General features: G+C 50.2%; 19 protein-coding genes. 11 read left to right on the top strand and 8 right to left on the bottom strand.

Annotation, left to right across the window (positions count from 1 at the left end; all coding sequences use genetic code 11):
* Nucleotides 1-103: 103 nt before the first annotated feature.
* Nucleotides 104-1,960, bottom strand: coding sequence for an APC family permease (locus AC5I6P_RS16425; RefSeq protein WP_495694853.1), 1,857 nt, complete (start codon nucleotides 1,958-1,960; stop codon nucleotides 104-106).
* A gap of 244 nt (nucleotides 1,961-2,204) precedes the next feature.
* Here AC5I6P_RS16425 and AC5I6P_RS16420 point away from each other — a divergent pair, with 244 nt between their 5' ends.
* The 6 genes from AC5I6P_RS16420 to AC5I6P_RS16395 all read left to right on the top strand — a co-directional run bounded on the left by AC5I6P_RS16420 (nucleotide 2,205) and on the right by AC5I6P_RS16395 (nucleotide 7,628).
* On the top strand, nucleotides 2,205-2,807 hold the full coding sequence (locus tag AC5I6P_RS16420; RefSeq protein WP_495694852.1) for a DUF1517 domain-containing protein: 603 nt from the start codon (nucleotides 2,205-2,207) through the stop codon (nucleotides 2,805-2,807).
* A 174-nt stretch (nucleotides 2,808-2,981) separates the two neighbouring features.
* Nucleotides 2,982-3,755 (top strand): hypothetical protein, encoded by a 774-nt coding sequence (locus AC5I6P_RS16415; protein ID WP_495694851.1) that lies wholly within the window; start codon nucleotides 2,982-2,984, stop codon nucleotides 3,753-3,755.
* Between the two features lie 137 nt (nucleotides 3,756-3,892).
* Complete coding sequence (locus AC5I6P_RS16410) at nucleotides 3,893-5,440, top strand: ATP-dependent DNA helicase (RefSeq protein WP_495694850.1); 1,548 nt, start codon at nucleotides 3,893-3,895, stop codon at nucleotides 5,438-5,440.
* A 75-nt stretch (nucleotides 5,441-5,515) separates the two neighbouring features.
* The gene (locus AC5I6P_RS16405) at nucleotides 5,516-5,728 is read left to right on the top strand and encodes a DUF2839 domain-containing protein (RefSeq protein ID WP_495694849.1); all 213 of its coding nucleotides are present in this window, start codon (nucleotides 5,516-5,518) and stop codon (nucleotides 5,726-5,728) included.
* 432 nt (nucleotides 5,729-6,160) lie between these two features.
* Complete coding sequence (locus AC5I6P_RS16400) at nucleotides 6,161-6,511, top strand: DUF1815 family protein (protein ID WP_495694848.1); 351 nt, start codon at nucleotides 6,161-6,163, stop codon at nucleotides 6,509-6,511.
* Nucleotides 6,512-6,716: 205 nt separating this feature from the next.
* The gene (locus AC5I6P_RS16395; RefSeq protein WP_495694847.1) at nucleotides 6,717-7,628 is read left to right on the top strand and encodes an alpha/beta fold hydrolase; all 912 of its coding nucleotides are present in this window, start codon (nucleotides 6,717-6,719) and stop codon (nucleotides 7,626-7,628) included.
* Between the two features lie 46 nt (nucleotides 7,629-7,674).
* On the opposite strand, the gene pheS is transcribed toward AC5I6P_RS16395, so the two are convergent.
* A complete protein-coding gene (gene pheS, locus AC5I6P_RS16390) occupies nucleotides 7,675-8,676 on the bottom strand; it encodes a phenylalanine--tRNA ligase subunit alpha (RefSeq protein ID WP_495694846.1) in 1,002 nt (333 codons plus the stop codon).
* A 41-nt stretch (nucleotides 8,677-8,717) separates the two neighbouring features.
* Between pheS and surE the strand changes: the two genes are divergently transcribed.
* Complete coding sequence (gene surE / locus AC5I6P_RS16385; RefSeq protein WP_495694845.1) at nucleotides 8,718-9,512, top strand: 5'/3'-nucleotidase SurE; 795 nt, start codon at nucleotides 8,718-8,720, stop codon at nucleotides 9,510-9,512.
* Between the two features lie 26 nt (nucleotides 9,513-9,538).
* On the opposite strand, the gene AC5I6P_RS16380 is transcribed toward surE, so the two are convergent.
* A complete protein-coding gene (locus AC5I6P_RS16380) occupies nucleotides 9,539-12,616 on the bottom strand; it encodes a hypothetical protein (protein WP_495694844.1) in 3,078 nt (1,025 codons plus the stop codon).
* 464 nt (nucleotides 12,617-13,080) lie between these two features.
* Between AC5I6P_RS16380 and AC5I6P_RS16375 the strand changes: the two genes are divergently transcribed.
* Entirely contained in the window at nucleotides 13,081-13,320 is a 240-nt protein-coding gene (locus AC5I6P_RS16375; protein WP_495694843.1) for a hypothetical protein, read from the top strand.
* Nucleotides 13,321-13,452: 132 nt separating this feature from the next.
* Nucleotides 13,453-16,569 carry a phosphoenolpyruvate carboxylase gene (ppc, locus tag AC5I6P_RS16370; protein ID WP_495694842.1) on the top strand — a complete coding sequence of 1,039 codons (3,117 nt, stop codon included), beginning with the start codon at nucleotides 13,453-13,455 and terminating at the stop codon, nucleotides 16,567-16,569.
* Nucleotides 16,570-16,606: 37 nt separating this feature from the next.
* On the opposite strand, the gene AC5I6P_RS16365 is transcribed toward ppc, so the two are convergent.
* From AC5I6P_RS16365 to psbP, 3 genes are all read right to left on the bottom strand, one after another.
* On the bottom strand, nucleotides 16,607-17,602 hold the full coding sequence (locus AC5I6P_RS16365) for a protein kinase domain-containing protein (protein ID WP_495694841.1): 996 nt from the start codon (nucleotides 17,600-17,602) through the stop codon (nucleotides 16,607-16,609).
* A 202-nt stretch (nucleotides 17,603-17,804) separates the two neighbouring features.
* Nucleotides 17,805-18,458 carry a Maf family protein gene (locus AC5I6P_RS16360; protein WP_495694840.1) on the bottom strand — a complete coding sequence of 218 codons (654 nt, stop codon included), beginning with the start codon at nucleotides 18,456-18,458 and terminating at the stop codon, nucleotides 17,805-17,807.
* Between the two features lie 102 nt (nucleotides 18,459-18,560).
* Entirely contained in the window at nucleotides 18,561-19,109 is a 549-nt protein-coding gene (gene psbP / locus AC5I6P_RS16355) for a photosystem II reaction center PsbP (RefSeq protein ID WP_495694839.1), read from the bottom strand.
* 440 nt (nucleotides 19,110-19,549) lie between these two features.
* On the opposite strand from psbP, the gene AC5I6P_RS16350 reads away from it, so the two are divergent.
* Together AC5I6P_RS16350 and AC5I6P_RS16345 are read left to right on the top strand one after the other, a co-directional pair.
* Complete coding sequence (locus AC5I6P_RS16350) at nucleotides 19,550-20,185, top strand: DUF3038 domain-containing protein (protein ID WP_495694838.1); 636 nt, start codon at nucleotides 19,550-19,552, stop codon at nucleotides 20,183-20,185.
* The gene (locus AC5I6P_RS16345) at nucleotides 20,182-21,663 is read left to right on the top strand and encodes a DUF4335 domain-containing protein (RefSeq protein WP_495694837.1); all 1,482 of its coding nucleotides are present in this window, start codon (nucleotides 20,182-20,184) and stop codon (nucleotides 21,661-21,663) included. The genes AC5I6P_RS16350 and AC5I6P_RS16345 overlap by 4 nt, the downstream gene beginning before the upstream one ends.
* 76 nt (nucleotides 21,664-21,739) lie before the next feature.
* Here the strand turns inward: AC5I6P_RS16345 and AC5I6P_RS16340 are convergent, their stop codons facing one another.
* Nucleotides 21,740-22,018: a DUF7219 family protein gene (locus AC5I6P_RS16340; protein WP_495694836.1), complete on the bottom strand. Its 279-nt coding sequence runs from the start codon at nucleotides 22,016-22,018 to the stop codon at nucleotides 21,740-21,742.
* 91 nt (nucleotides 22,019-22,109) lie between these two features.
* On the bottom strand, nucleotides 22,110-22,601 hold the full coding sequence (locus AC5I6P_RS16335; protein ID WP_495694835.1) for a TIGR00725 family protein: 492 nt from the start codon (nucleotides 22,599-22,601) through the stop codon (nucleotides 22,110-22,112).
* Nucleotides 22,602-22,680 lie beyond the last annotated feature (79 nt).

The raw sequence follows: 22,680 nt of genomic DNA, 5'->3' as shown, positions 1-22,680 counted from the left end.
TTCAAGAACTCGAAGATTTTTGCACTTGGGGGACGTTGTGGATTCCGCCTCTCTACTTATAGGTTTGTAGGTAGTTATAGGTTTGTAGGTAGTACTTCACGATTTATAGGTAGTACCTCACGGTGGTCACGACCCGACTTTTTTTAGTTCTCAATGCATTTTTGAGAAACAGCGTTGTTTGGTTGTGCAGTAAACTTTCCCACCAGCGGCGAGGCACAAATGCCGGAATAATGATAGTCGATAGCACATCCGGGTGCTGTGCCTCGTACTGGCTTACAAAGTCTAGAATTGGTGCAATCACAGACCGATAGGATGAATCTAGAATCACTAGGTCAATGTCAGATTCTAAGTCCTGCCAACGCTGTTGCAGTTTTTCTCGATTTGTGGTGCCAACATCGACATGAACGGCAACAATTTCGTCAGCAATACTGCGCGCGTAGTCTAATGCTTCAATAGTGCCTCGGTGGAGTTGTCCAACAATGACGATCGCAGGATGCGTCACCGTTACACCCTTCGCACGCGGCATGTGGCTCCGGGGTGCAATTCCTTGAATGCTTAAGCGATCGGCAACGTACTGATAGTGCCGGCGAATGCTTATAAATAACCAAACGGCTAGGGGAATCGCAATCACGACAACCCAAGCGCCTAGCGCAAACTTCGTCGCGATGACTACGCCCAGAACAACTGTTGTGGCAACTGCACCCAGCCCATTCAGCAGAGCGCTCGCTTGCCAGCCTTGGCCTCGCTCTCTAAACCAGCGGCGGACCATTCCCGCTTGGGACAGCGTAAACGAGGTAAACACGCCCACTGCGTATAGAGGAATAATGGCGGTAGTGCTGCCCTTGAAAATCACCATCAAGACTGCCGCGCAAATGCTCAAGAGCAAGATACCGTTCGAGTAGACTAAGCGATCGCCCAGTAGAGCCAGTTGCCTCGGTAGAAATCCGTCCCGTGCCAAAAAGTAACACAGTCGCGGAAAGTCAGCGTAGGCTGTATTGGCCGCTAGTAGCAAAATCATCGGCGTCGCGAACAGCACCAGGAAGTAGTACAGCAGACTCGATCCCCCAAAAATTTGGCGACTGAGCAGCGATAAAACCGTTTCCGTTTCTCTAGGAACCAACTCGTAGGCATGGGCGAGATAGCTAATGCCTAGAAACATGCAGCCCAGGATAACGCCCATTGCTATCAAGGTTTGGCTGGCGTTCTTCCACTCTGGCGCTTTAAAGGCTAATACTCCATCTGAAATGGCTTCAACTCCAGTCAGAGCAGTACATCCCGCGGCAAACGCTCTAAGAATGAGAAATAAGCTCAGTTGTTCGCTGACGTGACCTAGCTCTTCTACGGGAGGTGGAACGGGGTCAATCGTTCCAGTCACCTGATGAAACAGCCCCATACCAATTAAGAGAAAGATACTGGCAACGAAGGCATAGGTTGGGATCATAAATAAGCGTCCTGACTCCTTGACCCCGCGCAAATTGGCAATCATCAGCAAAAAGACACAGACGAGACAGAGTTCAACCGTGAGTGGACGCAGCACGGGAATCGCAGACACCAAGTTATCAATCCCAGCAGATACGCTCACCGCAACCGTGAGAATATAGTCAATCATCAGCGATGCGCCAGCAATCAGACCCGGCAACAGACCGAGATTGCTGCGGGCAACGATATAGGAACCGCCGCCTTGAGGATAAGCGCGAATGGTCTGGCGGTACGAGAGAATGACGATCGCGAGGAGGACAATGATGGCGATCGCAATCGGCAATGACTGTCCCAAAATGGATGCACTGGTCCCAGCGGCAACCAACACCAGCAATGTTTCTTGAGTGGCATACGCGACAGAGGACAGCGCATCGGATGAGAGGACTGCTAGTGCTTCCGCTTTCGTCAACCGTTCTTCTGCATGAGCGCTAGTAGGTAATGTTTTACCTAGAAAAAACCGTTTAGCCTGAGCAAAATTCATGGAGTCAAGTTACCTAGATTTTGATCGAACGTGGCGAATTTTAGACAGCGTGGTATTTGCTGCACGATCGAGACGAGGAGTGTTGAGATCATAGATCAGACTCACGGCATCAAATAAAGAGATGGCAAATTAGTAGACGGCAAATTAATAAAATTCAAGTAGGGAAATCTGACCTTACGACAGACCACTTTTAAGTTCAATCTCGATAGAGTGAGAAAGTATTTAGCAACACGGGTTTAAATTCATGGCTTCGTGGCGCGATCGCTTCAATCAATTTAGTGGCAAAACTCGCTTTGCGGTCTGTCGGATCTTTATACATTTAGCTGGAAAAGAGGTTGCTCCCTTTCTTGGCATTCTGAACGAGGCGGCAAGTCAAGCGGTCGAGTCAGACGGCGACTTGTCTGTTTTAGGAGAAGGGCTAGTCGAAATTTGTCAGGGACTGTTGCAGTACCAAACCTACTGGCGCTCGGCTGCCAATGAAGGAGACGTTATTTGGAATGAAGGGGAAGCTGGAGATTATGTGAACGAATTGTTCACCGATTCTGCTCAGCGCTATATGAGTGGCGTCGAGCTAGACGATGGAGACGATGTCGATGCCTCGTTATCTCTACCCATCACTCAGAACTTAATCGTCATGATTACGATCGCGGCAGAGGGCGAAGTGCCAGCGTTAGAAACCGATTTAGCCAGCCTCAGAGCACTCGAAGCAGGACTGAAGGAAATCATCAATCTTCACTACAGCGATCGCTTGCGGGCCATTCAAGTCCACTTCTCTCCCTCTCGATTGGGTGATGAGCTTGATTCTGACCAACTGTTAGAGTTCTTTCCAGAATTGATTCCGCTTTAGCTTCAGATTCAGTAGAAAGAGTTTTATCTTGCTCGCTAGGATACTGAATGTACGCCTGAGTTCTTAGCCCATACCGTTCTTATGAAGATCGTTCGATCCATGTTACGAAAATTTTTAGCTCTCTCGATGTCCGCAGCGCTATGTCTAACAACCGTTGGATGTGGAGGGCCTTCTTTGGGGGATTCCCGCCCATCTAATACAGCAAACCCGGCAGCGACCAGCCGCGCTCAAACCCAGTTGCCCAATGGACAGTACCCTGTTCAGCAAGCTAGATTTGACGATGGGACGGGGCAATATGACATCACTCTACTGAATACGCCTGCTGGCGCTCCTTCAACCTTAAGAACTGAGAACCTGCAAATGGCACGTCTCACGGATGAGGAAGTCAAAGCGGGGCAGAAAGCCTACTTGAAAGTCGAGAACAATCAGCCGTCGCTGCACATTCCTGAAGACTTCAAGATTGAGTATGTCCATAATGTGACTCAGCAGCAGACCAATCCTCAGACGGGGCAAAGTGAAACAGTGGTTGTGCGCCAAGAACCGAGTTTTTGGTCTCCGTTTGCTGGTGCGCTAGCAGGACAAGCGATCGGTAGTCTGCTTTTCCGTCCGCAATACTATATGCCACCTGTCTATCAGCCTGGAGTTCCCCTCAGTGGGTTTGGTGGATATGGCAGCAGCTACGGTCAAGCGGTGAATCGTTACCAACAGCGCTACAACGCTCCACCTGCGGTTGAACGAAATCGTCAAGTGTTCCGCTCGACGGGTCGCATTAGTTCGCCTGGTTATCGCAATCCAAGTGTGCGTCGCCCATCGACAACCTATGGACGTCCATCTGGATCAGGATATGGCTCTAGTACACTGCGCCGTTCTAACGGCTCTACGCCGTCTCGGATCAACCGTCCCAGCTCCTTTGGTAGTGGACGCGCGCGCGTAGGTAGAAGACGCTAGTATCGCGATCGCTCTAAATTTGGCTCACTCTAATGGGAATGAAAGGTAAAAGACGCAAGTTTTCTTGCTTGCTTTTACCTTTTTCCTTTTTTTAGGTGTGTCAGAATGGTTTCTTAGTACGCAGTGAGTGCAGCCCTGTGATTGAGGTAGAAGTCCATCAGCAACTCCGTGCTTTTTTGAGGGAGCAAGGCGAACCCTATTGGGCGCACCATTTAACGATGGCTCGTCTAGTGGCACGTGCGCTGCGTTTGGGTCGGAGTGCATTAATTCAAACAGGCGCGCCATCTGGCTATCACGGGCGCTACCGGCTGAGCTACCTAGTTCCGATCTTGATGTGGCAAGAACCTGTGATTGTGGTTGCCTCGGAACAGGTGCAGCAGCGAATTTTACTAGTAGAAATTCCTCGTCTACGGCAATGGATTAGCCACCCAAAGCCGATTCAGACGAGCGATCGCTGGATTGCTCCTGACTATCGAGGCATTGTTCTGACGACGCCAGAAGCATGGCTCAGCGATCGTATCCACCATCAAGGCAGATTTCCGGCTGGCATCCCGACGATTATCGATGGCGTTGATGATTTCGAAGCTTGGACGCGGGAGCGCCTCACAACTCATCTTCATGCCGCCGATTGGGAAGCGCTGATGCTAGCTTGTCCTAGCCATCAAGAAACTATCCGAGACGTTAGAATTCAACTCACGCGAACCATTTTTCAACATCCCGCCAATCCTTACGAGTGCTATCTCATTGAGCAGTCAGAACGGGAAGTTCTTCAAACCCTCCAACGCACTCTACACCCTACTCCCAGTGACCCAAACCCTCTCCCTCAAAGCTGGAAAACCTTTTTTGAGCGGCTAGAGCTTAAAGACGAACTGGTTTGGACGACGATTGCACGTCAATCAGGGCAGTTTGTGCTGCATTGCGCCCCGGTTGAAATTGCGTCAGCCCTAAAACCAATTTGGTCTCAGCAGTCGACTGTTTTAATTGGCGGAGCTTTAGATTTAGAGCCTGAAGCGACCATTTATCGCGATCGCATTGGCTTAACCGACGACCTCACCTGTCTAAAATTTGCCCTCGACCGACAGGACGATGTGATTCAGCTCTATCAGCCTGAAGGCATTCCGATGCCAAACACACCCCAGTTTCAAGAGGCGATCTTACGGGAACTGCGATCGCTGCTCACAGCAAGCACGTCCGTTCAAGGGCTATCGGTGATTTTGATCGGTGATACCCCGCTCAAGGCTCAAGTTGGCTCAATCTTGGCGTCAGAATTTGGTTCTAGAGTCCAAGTCGAGCGCACTTGTTTAGATGACAACGGCATTTTAATTGCGGGCTGGGAGTTTTGGCGGGCGCATCAGAGTGTTTTACCTGCGCCTCATGTTCTCGCGATCGCAACTCTGCCGATTCCATCGCTAGAACATCCCCTTGTCGCGGGACGAGTTGCCCACTACAAACAACTGCGCCAAGATTGGTTCCGCCTCTACCTTCTGCCTGACGCTCTGAGCGAGTTACAACGCGCTGTTGCCCCGGTTCGCGACTGCCAAGGCATCGTTGCCTTACTGGATACTCGCGTCATTCACCGCACTTATGGAACCCAAGTTCTGGCGGCTCTTAGCCCCCTTGCTCGAACGAGTTACTTAGACCCCAGCCTTTTCACACCTGCTTCCACTCATCCCTGGGAAGATTAACAGTCACTCTACTGAAGGCGCTATGATCAATTAAAGAACCCTACGATCGCAGATAGCACAACGGAGAATTACACCGTGGGAGAAGCAAAACGTCGCAAAGAAACGCTGGGCGAAAAATATGGCAAAGAGCCAAATATCGCACCTTGGCTACCGTTTACGAAAACTCAAGCCGACCGATTCACTAAAATCACTACAACCGGAGCTTGGACGGGCATTATTCTTCTGGTTGCGGCTTGGCTAACGATTCGATTTATTGGTCCAACTGTAGGTTGGTGGACGGTTAACTAGAGTTCAATTAGCTCTACTTATTATCTATATATGTAAGAGCGCCTATATAGCGCTCTTTTTTTCGCGATCCCGTAGTTTTCCTGTCAAATCCGCCAATATGATGAGAGACTTCTCCAGAATCAGTGGCTATCGTGCTATGTATAGGGTTAGTTAGATATCACTCATTTCAACGTTCCAGCCGTTTCTCCCCGAGAAGATACATCACAAAACGGTAAGAACCGTCAAGTTTTAAGAGGTTTCGTTGACTTGTTGCGATCGCTACTTTGATTCCTTCCTTTGTTCGTTAGCATGGTGGGGAAGTTAAGGTATTTTTTCTAACCTATCTGTCGAAATCTGCCTTCTCGAAGGTGTATCTGCTGATATCAAAAAACTGCCGTTAAAATCTTAAGATAAGGTTTAGAATTTAGTGTGGTGATTGGAGGATGAATCCCCGTGTTCTTAAGACTTGCTGAACAACACCGACAATTCGTTCAAGACTTGGTAATGAATCTCCAAGCATTGGCGACTGTACTGGAAAACCGAGGGTATCTTGCATCGTGCTATACCTGCGGTGGTCAAATGAATAGCGCATCTTTTATGGTGAGCTTGGACAACAACCATCTAATCCGCTTTCTGGTTTCTGATTATGGAATCACGTGGACAGAAATGCGAGATGACCGTGAGTTAATGAAATTGGAAGGGGCGGAAGCCATTAGCCAACTTCAAGAACTCGCGAATTTGGTCAAATTTCAAATTAAACCTTCAGACTACCGTCCAGCCCTTCCGGCTGAAAGTCTGCGCTAGTTCGACCCTTCACAGGCTGCTAGCTCTCTGACTGTACATGATGCGTTAGGTAAACAGTGCTCCTCAGCTTTGGCATCCCAGTAAGGGTCGGTTAGAACGTAGTAGTTCGGTGATAAGCTGAAAAGCGGAGTTTTGATTTATGCAGCCTAATCCTTTGCAAGGGTGTACGACAGTTAAGTACATTAGGGGCTGTTAGCCTTTTGCTATGACCGTTTCTGAATTTCATTCTGAATCTCAGTGGCAGCATCATTTCATTGAAGCAAACCGAATTCGTCTACACTATGTCACTCAGGGTGATGGCGAACTTGTTCTTTTGCTGCATGGGTTTCCTGAGTTTTGGTATTCTTGGCGCTATCAGATTCCAGCGTTAGCTCGCCACTACAAGGTTGTTGTTCCTGACTTACGCGGCTACAACGACTCTGAAAAGCCAACGCATGGCTACGATCTCGATACGCTAACCGCAGATATTCGAAGCCTAATAGAGAATTTGGGCTACAGCCGCGCTCATGTTGTAGGGCACGATTGGGGCGGCGCGATCGCGTGGAATCTGGCTCAAAAGTTTCCTCAGCATCTTAATCGGTTGGCGCTCCTGAGCGCCCCGCATCCGCAACGGTTTGCCCAAGAAATGCTGAGCAACTTAGACCAACTGCGCCGGAATTGGCACATTTTAGCCTTTCAGGTACCTGGAGTCCCAGAGTGGCTGATTCAACTCAACTTGCGGACGTTTATTCGCAATATGTTTCAAGAACACGCCGTTCGTAAAGGCGCGTTTTCGGAAGAGAATGCTCAGATTTACCAGAGGGCATTGAGCAAGCCGGGTGCGATCGCTGCCGCGCTGAGCTACTACCGTCAGCTATTTCTGCCGCTCAACTGGATTCGCAATCTATGGCGATCGCCCGACCCAATCGCTGTACCAACTCTCGTCTTGTGGGGAGATGAAGATTCTCTCCTGAGTCACAAGCTGACAGAAGGGCTAGATCAACTGATTGCGGCTCCGTTTAGAGTAAAGCTGATTCCTCATTGTGGACACTGGATTCAGCAAGAAGCTCCGCAAACCGTAAACCGAGAACTGCTAACGTTTTTACGGAGTCCTGCTTGGGAATCAGCCATTGAGTAGACTTCCATCTACAACATCGAAATTTACGACAGAGATGTTTTTACATCTAGAATTGCTTCAGAAACCTCAAATCGCTGTTGTAGAGCCTACGAATGTCGTCAATTTGATGCAGTACCATTGCTAGCCGTTCAACTCCAAACCCAGCGGCAAATCCGGTGTAGATTTCAGGATCATAACCGACGGCTTTCAATACATTGGGATCAACCATTCCGCATCCCAAAATCTCCAGCCATCGCCCCTTCCATCGCACATCCACTTCAGCCGAAGGTTCTGTAAACGGGAAAAAGCTAGGACGGAAGCGAATTTCGACATCGCCAAATAGTTCTTGCAAGAACACTTTGATTGTGCCTTTTAGATCGGTGAAAGTGATGCCTTCATCGATCGCTAAAATTTCAATCTGGTTAAATACGGCAGAGTGAGTGGCATCGACGGTATCGCGACGATAGACACGACCCGGAACCGCAACTCGAATTGGAGGATCGTTCGTCTCCATGTAGCGAATCTGCACGGTCGAAGTATGAGTTCTCAGCAGGTTTCCATCCGGCAAATAGAGCGTGTCTTGCATATCCCGTGCGGGATGGTCGGGCAAGAAATTCAGCGCTTCGAAGTTATAGTAATCGGTCTCCATTTCGGGACCTTCGGCTACGGTATAGCCCAAGCCCACGAAAATATCAAGCACTTGATCGATCGTGCCGTTGAGCGGATGGATTCTGCCCTGCGATCGATACACTCCTGGCATCGTCACATCAAGGGTTTCTGCCTCAAGCTGCGCCTGAATCGCTGCCGTTTGCAGGTCGGTTTTCTTGCGATCGAGGTCGGCTTGAATCGCTTCTTTCACCTCGTTGGCTCGTGCCCCAATCCGGGGACGCTCAGCCGGATCGAGCTTTCCCATACCGCCTAGCACTTGCGGAATGGGACCCTTCTTGCCCATATACTTCACGCGCAGTTGTTCGAGTTGGTCAAGAGAGGTCGCGGTCGCGATCGCGGCTTGAGCTTCTTGCCGGATTGCGTCTAATTGCGCTTCGAGTTCGATCGTCTGAGCAGTCATACTAAGAAAGTGCGTTTGTCTATATCAGTGTAATGGATTCAATGAGACTCCTGATCAGCAACGATGACGGTGTTTATGCGCTAGGGATTCGGACTTTAGCAAATACCCTAGCAGAAGCGGGACATCAGGTAACGGTAGTCTGCCCCGATCGCGAACGGTCTGCTACCGGGCATGGACTGACGTTGCATCAGCCGATTCGAGCCGAAAAAATCGAATCACTCTTTCATCCCTCGGTTCAGGTTTGGGCATGTTCGGGCACGCCGTCAGACTGCGTGAAGTTGGCAATTTGGGCCCTGTTGGATGAACCGCCCGAACTCGTATTATCTGGAATCAACCACGGAGCCAATTTAGGAACAGACGTGCTGTACTCAGGAACCGTATCCGCCGCGATGGAAGGGCTAATCGAGGGATTTCCTAGCGTGGCGCTCAGTCTAACGAGCTTTTCCTCTCGTGACTTCCAGCCTGCCGCCGATTTTGCTTGCGCGTTAGTGCAACAGCTTGCAAAACATCCGTTGACGTTAACGTTGCTCAATGTCAATGTGCCTCCAGTCGAGCGGGATCAAATTCGAGGGACGATCGTTACCCGGCAAGGCGTCCGCCGCTATGTTGATGTATTTGAGAAACGGGTTGATCCAAGAGGCAAAATCTATTACTGGTTGGCGGGCGAGTTGCTTGAAGATGTTGAAGATCCTGATGTAACCGATACTGCACCGACTGATGTTGAAGCAATTCGGGAAAACTACATCACCATCACGCCCTTGCACTACAATCTCACATCACCTTCGGGTGTGAAGATGGCTCAGGAGTGGACGCTGGGGCTTTCTCAGCTTTGGTAGGTCGGTAAGGCGAGAATAATTCTCTTCTATCGCTTGACCCACGGGATCAGCGGGTCTTTAGCAAGATGTTGAGATACAACATAAGCCCCGTAGCGATTGAGATGGCTGGGATCGGAGAAGAGATCATTCTCAGTTTTCCAGTTGTCCAACAGGTCGCGGTAGGTGAAGCCTAATTCCCCTGACACTTGCAGCATTTTTTGCTGAAAATGCTGTTCGCGCTCTCGACGGAACGGATCGAGATGCGCTTCGGTGAGGGGCAAATTGACAAAGACGAGGGGGATTTTTCGCGATCGCGTAAAGGCAACCAACGACTTTAGTGCCTCAAACTGCTGCCCTTCTAACGAGAAATTAGCGTAATCTGCGTCGCTGTTACCTGGAACCCGCGAATACTTTTGATAGTAAGTCGCTGGGTTAAACCGAACCGAGAGTGGTAGGAATCCGTTGATGTCAATTAGCCCTTGTCCGTCTGAGACGATCGTCTCTTCACTGTCTGCCGAGGACTGGCTCAAGCGACCTTTCAACCCATTCTGTAAGAATGTAACCAGTTTCTCTCGGTGCACATAAAGGGTTGAAAGGTTGCTCAACACCCCGTTGAGCTGATTGTTCACCGCTTGATAGCTATCAGCCACAACGGAATTAGTCTGAGAAATTGTTTCTAGAGGTTTGGTAAAGGCTTCAGTGGGCGTCGTTGCCACCGTAACCGAAGCCGTTGAAGCATCGGGAAGCTTTTTGAAACCTGGCGAAGACGCGATCGCATTGAACGTCGCATCGGCTTTGCCGCCGTTAAAGGCCCGTGAACCATCACCCACTAAGATGAGTTTCGGCATTTTCTCAGAGGGCAAGATCCGCCGCACAATTAAATCAATCACCTGCGCGGTTGCCCCGTTCACGCCAAAGTTAAAGATCTTTAAATTCGGATACCCTTGCGTTGCCAACGTCTGCTGAAGAATGACGGGATCAATGCCTCTCATCGCTCTAGAACTGCCCACAATCAAAATATCGGGCGCACCGAACTGGGACACATACTGACGATACAAAACGAGTTTTTCGTTGAGTTGATTGGCGTTGAACGTAGGATAGGGCGATCGCGCGGGATCAACAGCCGCTTTGGGCCTTAGAGGGGACGCTAGCAGCGCTCTGGGAGTGCTCTCTGTTGGGGTGGGTGACTCGGTCGGAGTGGCTAATTCTGTTTGTCCATCCTGGGTAAAGCCAGAGGAACTTGCGCCCTGCTCGCCGCTAAACCCAGAGGACTTTTGCAAAGAGACTTGTGGTAGATTTAACGGCTGCGACGTACTCGTCGGTGAGGCAGCCGGGAGCGTTGGAGAGGGTTCCGGGGGCGCTTGAGCTTGGGATTTTACGAGTTGCCCTAGCACCCAATCGGATTGCAAGGTCAGCAGTAGTCCCAAGGTTCCCCAGACGATCGCAACTTTGCGTTCATGACTAAGAATGGATTTTGGCTTTTCATATGCCGCTAACGCGGTCGGCGTCTCTAGCATGAAGAGTTGCGATCGCACCAGCAATCGTTGCAAGGCATCAACGACTCGATGACGAAAGACCGGATTATCTCCACTCAGATCGGGTCGGACAGTCAACGTTTCCGGATCTTTGCTGAGCAAATCGCCGACATAGGCATCCGATGCGGCAAATTCGGGCGTCGCTTCAGGAACAAGACGATTGGCGCGGAGTGCGATAGAAGAGTCGTTCCAGACAAAATCAACCCCGTAACTCCACAAGGGGCGTGATTGCCCTGCACGGCGTCCATGAATTCGCGCCCCTTGCAGTTCTGGCAATTCTAAAGATTTCAGCAAGTCAACAACCGTAGTCGTGACCGTGTTCTGAGGTGGGCAGGTCGGCGCATCGGTCATGATGTGCATCAACTCATCCCGTTGACGAAGCTGAAGCCGAATGCCGCCAGTTGCTAACTGTACATCTAGATCTGGATTGAGCAGACGTGTCAGTTGGAAGGCGATCGCGCTGAGATCGCCCTGTTTCGCCAACGCCGAAGTCGAATCGGCGAGCGCTGGATGCTCAGCAGCAGGTAAATTGATCCACTCAACCCAAGCTGGCGCAAGCGAGGTAGGATCTTCATCAGCGTGGTCTCCAGTTTCGTTGCCGATGCCGTAGACTGTGGCGCAGTGAATGCCTTGAGGCGCGATCGTCTCTAAAAGTGGCAGCAGGGTCGCCAAAACGCGCGGCTTGTCGGGTACAGATTTCCCCTGGCAAGAAATATGCAGAGTAATGTCCATCAAGTCCACAGAAACCTGAATGCTCTGCTCAAAGAAAACTCGATTAAACAAACGAGCCAGCGCTTCAACATCGCCCCATCGCGCCCATTCTTTCAGCATCTCGTTGGGCGGTGTCAGATCGACTCTCAGCGTCCAATCGGGTTCTGCTTCTCCCCGGACTTGGCTAAAGACGATGGCATCGCGGAATCCATGCAGTTCGAGATCTCGCAGCTTTTGGGCGATTGGCTCTGCCATCAGCGATGGATCAGGGCTATAGGCGGACTCGCACAGCACCCACAAGCGGTTCAGCAATGCTTTGGGAGTGAGCGATTGAGAACTGGTGAAAACCGAAGACAGATTCACGATTTCGGGCAGCTTGGCGTCTTCGGGCAGAACGACAGACTTGACATTGGCGCGAACGGCGACGCCTAAGTTACTAAAGGCTTCGCTGAGATACCGCGCGATCGCAGCAGAGTGACCCTGTTTCGCTAAACTAAAATTCGACACGATCATCGACGAGTCGAGCGCGATCGGGCGGCGTTGGGCTTGAGCCTCTTGGAGTTTTTCTAGATACCGCTCAATCTGGTCGAGATAAATCACCTCTGCCCACTGAGGGCGCGATTCACCCTGAGCGCGTCCGTAGAGAACAACTTGATACACCGTTGGCTGATCGGCTGGAAGTAAGAGCTGTAGCTTAGTCTCTGCTAAGGCTTGCACCATCTGAGCCAAGACCGTGGACTGGCTAGGACATTCTTTCGCTTCGTAAAGGATGTACAAGTTGTTGCCGCGTATGCGAACTTGAATTAGAACGTTAGGCACTCCAGCGACTCGGTGGAGCCACTGCATCAACGACGGCTGACGGCGAATCGGGTCGGACACAGATAGCTTAGACTCAGGGGGATTTAACATCAAGTTGCTCTATTCGACTGACGGCTGCGGTTTCTTCGGGATTGCGCTCTGCGCGATATCGGTGCCTATCGATACACCTTAGGTTTTACGTCGATGCTTTTACGCTGACTTTATGTTTTTCGCAATCTTTTCTTTGCTATGGTAAGCACAAGCCGTCGCATTGGTGAAGTAGTTTTTCACTCCTGCGGCCTTTTCAGTGGTATGCATTTTTAAGTGTTATGCAGAATTATAATTTCATATTGAAAAGGTGATTCCGAAATTTGGGGTGTTTTTTGCTACCAGACATCGCCGTCAGACAGAAGTGTACAAGAACAACGCTAAAATTAGCCACTTTAAGACCTTGAAACTTACGATTTGGCTCCCAATTTTCTTTAATAAGGTTGGCTAACCGCTACTTTAATCACTAATTAGCAGCCCATTCAGGATTACTATCGATGCAGTCTACTGATTCGTCCTCCGCTCAATCTCGTGACTCGCTTTTATTTGGATTTATTCCTTCAGAAATTGCTCTAAGTGTGGCAACCGTTCCCGTATTAGTTGGACTCGTGAGCGCACAAGCCCTAGCGCGAGCGATCGCAGAGGTCGGCGCGATGAGCGAGGAGGTTTTTCGCGGCGATCGCCTACCCACGCTAGATTTCTCTGAGGATTCGGATACGCCGACCGATCAAAGTTAGCTTTTTCTGAACTTTGAGTTTTGAGTGCAGTTATCCGATAATTCAGAAATTCTAACTGCATCTTCGCGCGTTAGCTCATTTTCTCTTCCCTTCTCGCTTTACCCATCTAAGACTCCTGCTGGACTATCTTTTATGAGTTCACTCCTCCCCTCACAAGATGATTCTGGTCTCGTCACAGATATCAGCTTTACCTCACCTCAACCCGAAGACGTTGCATCGGTGGCCTCTGATAATTTAATAACGTCTGATAATTTAATGACGTCTGATTTATTTTTGCGGCTTCGGGTTAAAACAGTTGAGGATCTCTGGGAAGCTGTTTTGCAACAGGAGTGCGGTCAAGAACTCGTTGATTTGCTCAATCAACTAAGACATATGTGTTCCCCCGAAGGACAAGCGAACACATTCACCGGATCAGAAGTGTTGCAGGTCGTCGAAAAGCTCGATCTCAATGAGGCGATTCGGGCTGCCCGCGCCTTTGCGCTTTATTTTCAATTAATCAACATTGTTGAGCAACACTACGAGCAGCGAGACCAGCAAATTCAGTATCGAGTTGCTAGTGAGGGCGTTCCGTCGCAGAAACCCAAGAGCAGCGGCCGCCAGGATGAAGAACTAACCAATCGACCCGAAGCCGATTTTCTAGAGCGCAGTCTGCATGAAGATGCCTCTCGCCGTGAAATCGGAACCTTTCGCTGGTTATTTCCGCGATTGCGGCAACTCAACGTTCCGCCTCAGCAGATCCAACGGCTGATCAATCAGTTGGATGTGTGGCTCGTCTTTACCGCCCATCCGACCGAGATTGTGCGCCCCACAATTCGCGATAAGCAGCGCCGGATTGTCAAAATCTTACGAGAACTTGACCGGGTAGAAGATAGCCTCAAAGCAATGGGCCTAGCGGCATCGTGGGACGCGGATGCCCTGCGAGAGCAGTTAACGGAAGAGATTCGCCTGTGGTGGCGCACTGATGAACTGCATCAATTTAAGCCGACGGTTTTAGATGAAGTCGATAACGCCTTGCACTACTTCCGCGAAGTTCTGTTTGATGCGATCCCGCATCTTTCCAAACGGCTAGAGCAGACGGTTCATGCCTCCTTTCCAGCCATGCAGATGCCCCGACGAAACTTCTGTCAATTTGGCTCTTGGGTAGGCAGCGATCGCGATGGCAATCCATCGGTCACGTCTCAGGTCACCTGGCAAACGGCCTGCTATCAGCGTCAGACGATTCTAGAGAAATATCTCGAATCGGTGAAGCGCCTGAGTGATTTGCTCAGCTTATCGCTGCACTGGAGCGACGTTCTGCCTGATCTATTGGAGTCGCTAGAGCAAGACCAGCAGCGAATGCCCGCTGTGTACGATCAATTGGCAATTCGCTACCGCCAGGAACCCTATCGCTTAAAGCTGGCCTATATTAGCCAGCGGTTGCAGAACACTCACGATCGCAACCAGATTCTCTCTGGCGGGGACTGCCTCCAGCAGGATGTCCCGGAATACGACGAATCGACGTATTATCGGTCTGGAACCGACTTTCTGGCCGAACTTCACCTGATTCAGCGCAATTTAGCTGAAACGGGCTTAAGCTGCCGCGATTTGGAGCATCTGATCGCTCAAGTCGAAATTTTTGGGTTCAATCTGTCTCATCTCGACATCCGCCAAGAAAGCCCGCGCCACGCGGAGACGATGAACGAGATTGTGGAGTACCTGCAAGTGCTGCCGAAGTCATACAACGAGATGACCGAAGCAGAACGGTGCGACTGGCTGATCACCGAACTGCAAACTCGCAGACCGTTGATCCCGGCCGGGATGCCGTTTTCAGAGCGGACTCAGGAAGCGATCGCAACCTTCCGTATGGTGCGCAAGTTGCAGCAGGAGTTTGGTCTTGACATCTGCCACACTTACATCATCAGCATGAGCCATGACTTGAGTGACTTGCTGGAAGTATTGCTGTTCGCCAAAGAAGCCGGGCTGTACGATCCTGTGACTGGAATTGGCACGCTGCGAGTGGTGCCGCTCTTTGAAACCGTAGAGGACTTGCAGAAAGCGCCGGGAGTCATGACAGGCGTGTTTGAGCTACCGTTTTATCGAGCCATGTTGTCGGGTGGATTTGAGCAGTACGAACAGCGGAAAAACCACCCAGAGGATCTCCCCCAGTTTTCGCTGCAAGAGGTGATGCTGGGCTACTCTGACAGCAACAAAGATTCTGGCTTTCTCAGCAGCAATTGGGAAATTCACAAGGCCCAGCAAGCCCTACAAACGATCGCCGATCGCTATGGGGTGGCGCTGAGAATCTTCCACGGGCGCGGCGGCTCGGTGGGACGGGGCGGTGGTCCGGCTTACGAAGCGATTTTGGCGCAACCTGGACGGAGTGTAAACGGTCGCATCAAAATTACCGAACAGGGAGAGGTGTTGGCGTCGAAGTATTCATTGCAGGAGTTGGCACTCTATAACTTGGAAACCGTCACCACAGCGGTGATTCAGGGAAGTTTGCTGCGAACCGGATTTGACGATATCCAGCCGTGGCATGAAGTGATGGAAGAATTGGCAGAGCGATCGCGCGCTCACTACCGTGCTCTGATTTACGAACAGCCCGATTTTATTGATTTCTTCCATCAAGTCACCCCGATTGAAGAAATTAGCCAACTGCAAATTAGCTCTCGCCCTGCTCGGCGCGGCGGCAAAAAAGATCTTGGCAGCCTGCGAGCCATTCCTTGGGTATTTAGCTGGACGCAGAGCCGATTTTTGTTGCCCTCCTGGTATGGAGTCGGGACGGCACTAAAGATGTTTCTCGACGAAAACCCTGATAAACATCTTGCTCTGATGCGCTATTTCTATTACAAGTGGGCGTTCTTTAGAATGGCGATCTCACGAGTTGAGATGACGCTCTCTAAAGTCGATCTTCAAATTGCGAGTTATTACGTTCAAGAACTGACGCTTCCAGAGGATCGAGAGCGGTTTGCGCCTGTGTTCGAGCAGATTTGTAACGAGTTTTATCTCACTCGCGAACTGGTGCTGACCATTACCGGGCACAAGCGGTTGCTAGACGGCGATCCCGAGTTGCAGCGATCGGTGCAGTTACGCAACGGAACGATCGTTCCGCTTGGGTTTTTGCAGGTGTCGCTATTAAAGCGGCTGCGGCAGCACAAGACATTAGCCGCATCTGGTGTGGTGCGATCGCGCTACAGCAAAGGCGAACTGCTCCGGGGCGCACTCCTGACGATCAATGGTATTGCTGCTGGAATGAGAAACACGGGCTGATCTAGGGTTCTGTCATTGGGCGTTGCCCGTCTCCGTCTTAAGGGCGTTTGGTGTTGAGGCGGGCTTGCCATTCGCGAATCGCGTTTGCTGTCCGAACGATCGGGGAAATAAATTCTTCGGGTTGGGGCGGCTCTGGAAGGGGAGCGAGGGGCTGATTGTTCATACAAGGCAGCAGCGTCTCTAAGTGTGACTCCAATTCCAACGCCCTCAATACTTCTTCGGCAGATTGATATCGTTCTTTTAGCGACACCTTCAACATTCGGTCTAAGACTTGTCCAAAATAATCGCTCACCAGCACATTTTGATGCCACAAAATTTCTCCAGTGCGCGGTTCGTATTCAAACTCTAGAGGTGGCTTACTCGTCAGCAGAAAGAGGCAGGTCATGCCTAACGCATAGAGGTCGGTCGCAAACACAGAGCGCAGAGAAAGCTGTTCTGGAGGTGCAAATCCCACGGTTCCAATAAACTGAGTCGAAAACGTTCGACAGGTCGCCGGATCGACCGTCATCACCTTTTCTTTCACCGCTCCAAAATCAATCAACACCAAGCGCCCATCCTCTGGGCAATACAAAATATTTGAGGGCTTGATGTCCCGGTGAATCACTTGATTTTTGTGAACGTACTGCAAAACGGGTAGGAAGCTGGTTAAGAAGCATTTGACCTTCTCTTCTGACCAGGCTCCAGTACGACGCACGCTTTTACTGAGCGTCAAACCGTGGACATACTCTTGAACCAAGTAAAATTTGCCTTCAATCTCAAAATAATTCAGCAAATGCGGAATTTGAGAATGAGTACCTAACCGCCCTAAGACGGTGGCTTCTTGTTCAAATCGTTGACGCGCCTTTTCTAATAGCCCTTGATCGCGCACTTTAGGACACAGTTGCTTAATCACGCAAAGTGGCGTTCCGGGAAGCTGAGTATCTCGCGCTAGAAAGGTAACGCCAAATCCGCCCCGACCGAGTCGTTTACGAATTTCGTAGCGATCGCACAACAGGTTCGATCGCTCCACTCGTCCAACATGTGTTTCGTCCAAAATAAGTTTGTTCCAATTCGGCACGTCGGTTAGAAAAGTTGGAGACTGGGGGAGTCGTCGCAGCAAGAACACCAGAGTTACCTCTAGTTTAAGAAGCGATTTGGGAGTGCGGGCAAATCTTCACGGTTTTAGTCATCGATACTCTGACTGCTCTGACTGGATCTAAATGTTCTGAATCTAAATGTCCTGAATCTAAATGTCCTTAGCGCCAATAGTCGATGACATCAACGCCTGCTTCGCTCAGCATTTGGCGTAAAAGCGGCAAGCTCAAACCAATCACATTGGTATGACAGCCTTCCAGCTTTTCGACAAATAAGCCACCCCGACCCTCTAAAGCAAAGCACCCAGCACAGTTAAGTGGTTCTCCGGTCGCCACATACGCTTCAATTTGACGATCGCTCACTTCTGCAAAGTAAACCCGGGTGACTTGGGTTCGCACCAGCGGCGCATAGGGCAGCAAGGAGCCTTGTTCGGTCGTGAAGGGTCGTAGGAGCGCATGACCTGTATAGAGTTCGCCCATCTGTCCGCGCATGAGTTTCCAGCGCGCGATCGCCTCTTGAGCATCTCTAGGCTTGCCATGAATTTCACCCTGAATCGCCAAGATCGAATCGCAACCGAGAATTAAACCTGGATTGCGGGAAAAGAACCCTGATGGAAGTTCCGCCTGGCGAGAAAAAAGCGCTCTCATCGTTGCCTCTGCCTTTCCCTGCGCTAAAATTTCGACTAAACCTAATGGATTTGTGACCTTAACCAGCGATTCATCAAAATCGCTGGGATAGACCAATGGTTCAATTCCCGCCGTATGCAGCAATCGTTTACGGGCAGGTGATGCAGATGCTAGGACAAAAGGAATCATGATAAAAACCAACAAATACACCGCCCCGTAGGGACGCGATGTATCGCGTCCCTACCCAAAACCCCCAAACCAACCGATTAACCCAAAGTCATCCCAATTCCATCAAGAATCAACCGAGAACGATCGCACCGCCAATTCCAGCGCATCCTTCATCTTGCCCCACCGCTCCTCGGGTGTCGAAGCATTAAAGGTATACAGCTTATTCCGAAACACAATCGCGCTGGCCAAATTGTGCCGCTGACTATGATCCGGCAACGTCACCAAATATTCCAGCGTATAGTACTGCCGATCCGCGACGTCCCGGGCCTCAGCCGACACCAATTCAGCGGTTCGCCCAGAATTTTCAGGGGCGATCGCGCTCTTGCCCAACTGATAGCCTACTTCACTCGGCGTTCCCAAATCGGCCAGCGTCTTCTTGCTCTGCACCGGATTGATCACCACACTGACATTATCGGTTTGCTCAATAATGTCATGAAACACCACATCTGGGCCGTTACTGACTTTAATCGGCAGCCAACCATTAGGATACAAAAACCGATAACCATCAATGCTGTCAGAAAAGCTTTTCATTCCGGTCACGCCCCCCGCAACACAACCCTGCAAACTCAAGGCAACAACAACCAGCAGGATAGCAACCATTCGTTTGAGCATGTCTCTGTTTCCTAGCAATGTGATCAACGCGAAAAAGAATTCCTTACGCCCATTTTCTGAAGCCATGATTTCGCAGCCCGAGCTTGAAATCAGGAGGTTTAGAGATTGATGTAAGTTCTTCCCATTCTCCCATTTCTCTTGTCAGGCGCGCTCAATTTATCCACCGATCTTGGGCTGATTTGGCAGAATGAATGAGCAAACTTATCACAGAAGCAGTAGTTAGCCGATTAGAATAAAAAGTTGATTGATTGCGAAACATCTAGCTTGACATTTGATGAGAATCTATCGATCGCGATCCCGATTTGGGTAGAATTCTCGTGGATGTCGAGTGAATCGGCTCAACATTAGAATCAAGTTGCCCGCCTTAGAACCAGGAACTTTTAAGGTTCTTGTTGTATTCAGGTGTATCCTGTCTCGTTGATTAGTAAGCCGCAATTGGAATGAGTGTCTCCGTGAGCGTAATGCAGTTGAATAGTCCATCTGCCCCGTCAACCCCTCCCACGCCTATTATTCTGGATAATTTGCCTGATCCTCCCGTCGCGGAGGGTGTATGTCCTCCTCGAACGCGGTTGCAGATTGATCTATTGTTGCTAGCGATTGAAGCCCTCGACTTAGGCGGTTCAGAAGCAGTTTTAGCGATCGCCAACGATTTAGATCTGCGCGGCATTCTCAAAAATCGCGTCACGCTCTGGCGAATGCGGAGTACAAATCCCTTCCGGCGCTATGCTCAACGCCGTCCTCTCACCTTGCTTGAAGCCAAAGCCCTGGTTGTTGTCACCTGTTACCTGGCGCGGCGGTTAACGGTGTTGATTCGTCAACTATTGCTGGCATATCAGCAACTGAGCGAAAAGAATTTATCGCCCGATCATCACTTCCGGTTGTCCGAGTACTTAGAGCGATTCCGCGCCCATTTCCGCAGCCGCATGAATCCGCGCCGTGCGGGAGTGATGGCCTACAGTTCTGATGAGAAACTAAACGAGTTGGCATTAGACCTGCTGAGCCAGTTGCTTTTCTGCACCGGAACTTCTGGAATGCAGCGCTTGTGGATTAGCTTGTTCGATGGGGAAGTGTCATGACCATTCAACGCCAGTACAGTTTGCCAAATTGCACGCTCGTTTTAGAAGGATTGTCTGATCAAAACGGGGCGGCTGATGCTGAAATGCGGCCGGTGATGTCGCTGCTGATCAATGCAGAATGCCACTTGGGACAAGAAAAGCCGCTCTTAGGCGGTCGAGAATTTTTTGAAAGCCTCGTGACGGCGGTGAGCTTGTATGCCCAAGAGTTTTTGAGCGGCATTCATCTACCGCGCCATACCTACAGCGATCGCCCCTCTTTCGTCAAGCTAGAACGGCTCGATCGCAACCATCATCGTCTTAGCGTTGATCCAGATGAGAATAATGCAATAACTGCTCATCAGGTGGTGGATCTAACCACGGTACAGCTTTTTGATTTGGTTGAAGCGATCGATCAATTTGTGGCAGATACTCAAACGTTGCCCTTCTGGTCACTCAATTTAGCGCCCGTACCGAAGCGCTATGCGAAGAGTAGAGAGCCGATCGCAAAGCAAGTTGTCCCGGCAACGGTGGGATTGTCTGGATTGGCGCTAACCGCGTTAGCACTCATGAGCTTGCCAACCTTCAAGGTAAAAACTCCAGAATGTCTAACGCCTGGAGCCTCCGACTGTCCGGGCGCAGTTTCAAACACGCCCAGCCCATCGATTAGTCCTGTAGTCAGTCCATCTGCCAGTCCGGCTGCTTCCCAATCTGCCGGTGCTTCTCCTGAGGCGTTAGCATCCACTAGTCCATCTCCCGATTTGACGCAGCTAGAGCAGACGTTGAATTCTTCGGCAGCTATTACCGCTCCGCAAGAGTTAGATGCTCTCGGTAAACGGCTCTATGACCAAATCAACGGTCAGTGGAAGACAACGCCTAAATTCACCGAAAACTTAGAATATCGCCTTGGTGTAGCAAGGAATGGCGATATTGTAGGTTACAAAGCTGAAAATCAGGCCGCGCTAAACAATGTTGGGCAAACGCCCTTGCTGAATTTGCTTTATATTCCAGCAAATGGTAATGCTCCGGTGCAAGAAGCGATCGCGCAGTACAAGGTTGTTTTCACGCCCCAAGGCAAATTAGAAATTACGCCTACGGGTAGTTCAGCCGCCGCGTCAAGTCCTGCGTCATCTAGCCCTTCTCCCAACCTCCTAAATCCCACTGTTTCAACCACGCCCGGAGAAATTACAGATAAGACACAGCTAGAGAATTTGCAACCGAAGCTGTACGACACGATCGACCAAAACTGGAAAGGGACGCCCCCCTTCGACCAAGATTTGGTGTATCGAGTGCGTGTGAAAGCAGATGGTTCTATTGTTGATTATGAGCCGGATGGTCAAATTGCCAGTGAGTACATCAAAGACACACCGCTAGTCCAGCTTGGCAAACCATCTGAGCCAAATGCTCAGTTGCAAGAGCCAGTTGCCTCATTTAAGGTGGTTTTTAAGCCAAGCGGTGTCTTGCAAATTAATCCCTGGTACGGTAATCAAAAGGAGAACTAAGGATGTCCGTCACGCGATGAATCTGGGGCAAATCAAAGCTTTTATCGCGTGAACAGCGCCCAAGGGTGATCGCCTACTATTCTGCGCCGTCTGTTTGTCGGAGCAGGTTTTCCTTTGATTCCTTGAGTTGCTTCCAAAGGCGTTTAATATCATCGTAAGCCTGCTCTGGTGGAATTTTCCCAGATGTTTCTAGCCCGCACAGCAACGAGACCCTCTGAGCAAATTCTTGCAGGTTGGCATTAAAGGCAAGATGCTCTGGGGTGAACTCTCCTCGATAGCGCGCAGTCGGATATAGAAATTCTTCTTTGCTGCGATCGGCTTTGCCCATCTCTGACGGATCGCGATTCTCTACCACAGTTCTTTGCACCTCAAAATGCGTCAAGCTACTTCTTAGTTTTAAAGCATTGTGCTAAAAAGCGAGAAAAATTAGCAGTCCAATCAACATCTCAATCGTTTTTCAGGAGATGCGTGACAGTGCTGATGGCCTCCTTGACCGTCGGCACAACAAACACCTTTTCTCCTCCCAATTGCTGAAAAAAAGCTTGGCTTACCGGATCGTCTGTAAGCAAAACGACGGGCTTATCTGCCTTGAGCGCCAAGGCAATTTCTGATGCGGTTCCGGCTCCCATACCACAGGCGATCGCAACGCGACTTGAGAGAACATTGATATTATTTCGAGCGTTGCCCATGTCAGTGATGATCGGAATATCAATCGCTTCCGACATGGCAGTCGTTTGATTTGGAAGAATTCCGATCGTCAGTCCTCCACCTTGCTTTGCCCCTCGGCTCACCGCATCCATGACCCCTACATCTCGTCCTCCGCTTAGCACAACCCATCCGGCTTTAGCGAGTTCTTGACCCAGAGCATAAGCATTCTGAACATCGGTTGGCGTTGCTTGTTCGCCGGCTCCCATAACGCCAATGATAATGTTGGGCATCGATTCTAAATTTAGATGGGGGTACTTTACAGAAGAACGATATTCTGGATCGTTTTTGTAATCAAGCCCTACTAATACG

This window comes from Myxacorys sp., from assembly GCF_059501405.1.
This window is presented reverse-complemented; position numbering and strand designations above follow the sequence as displayed.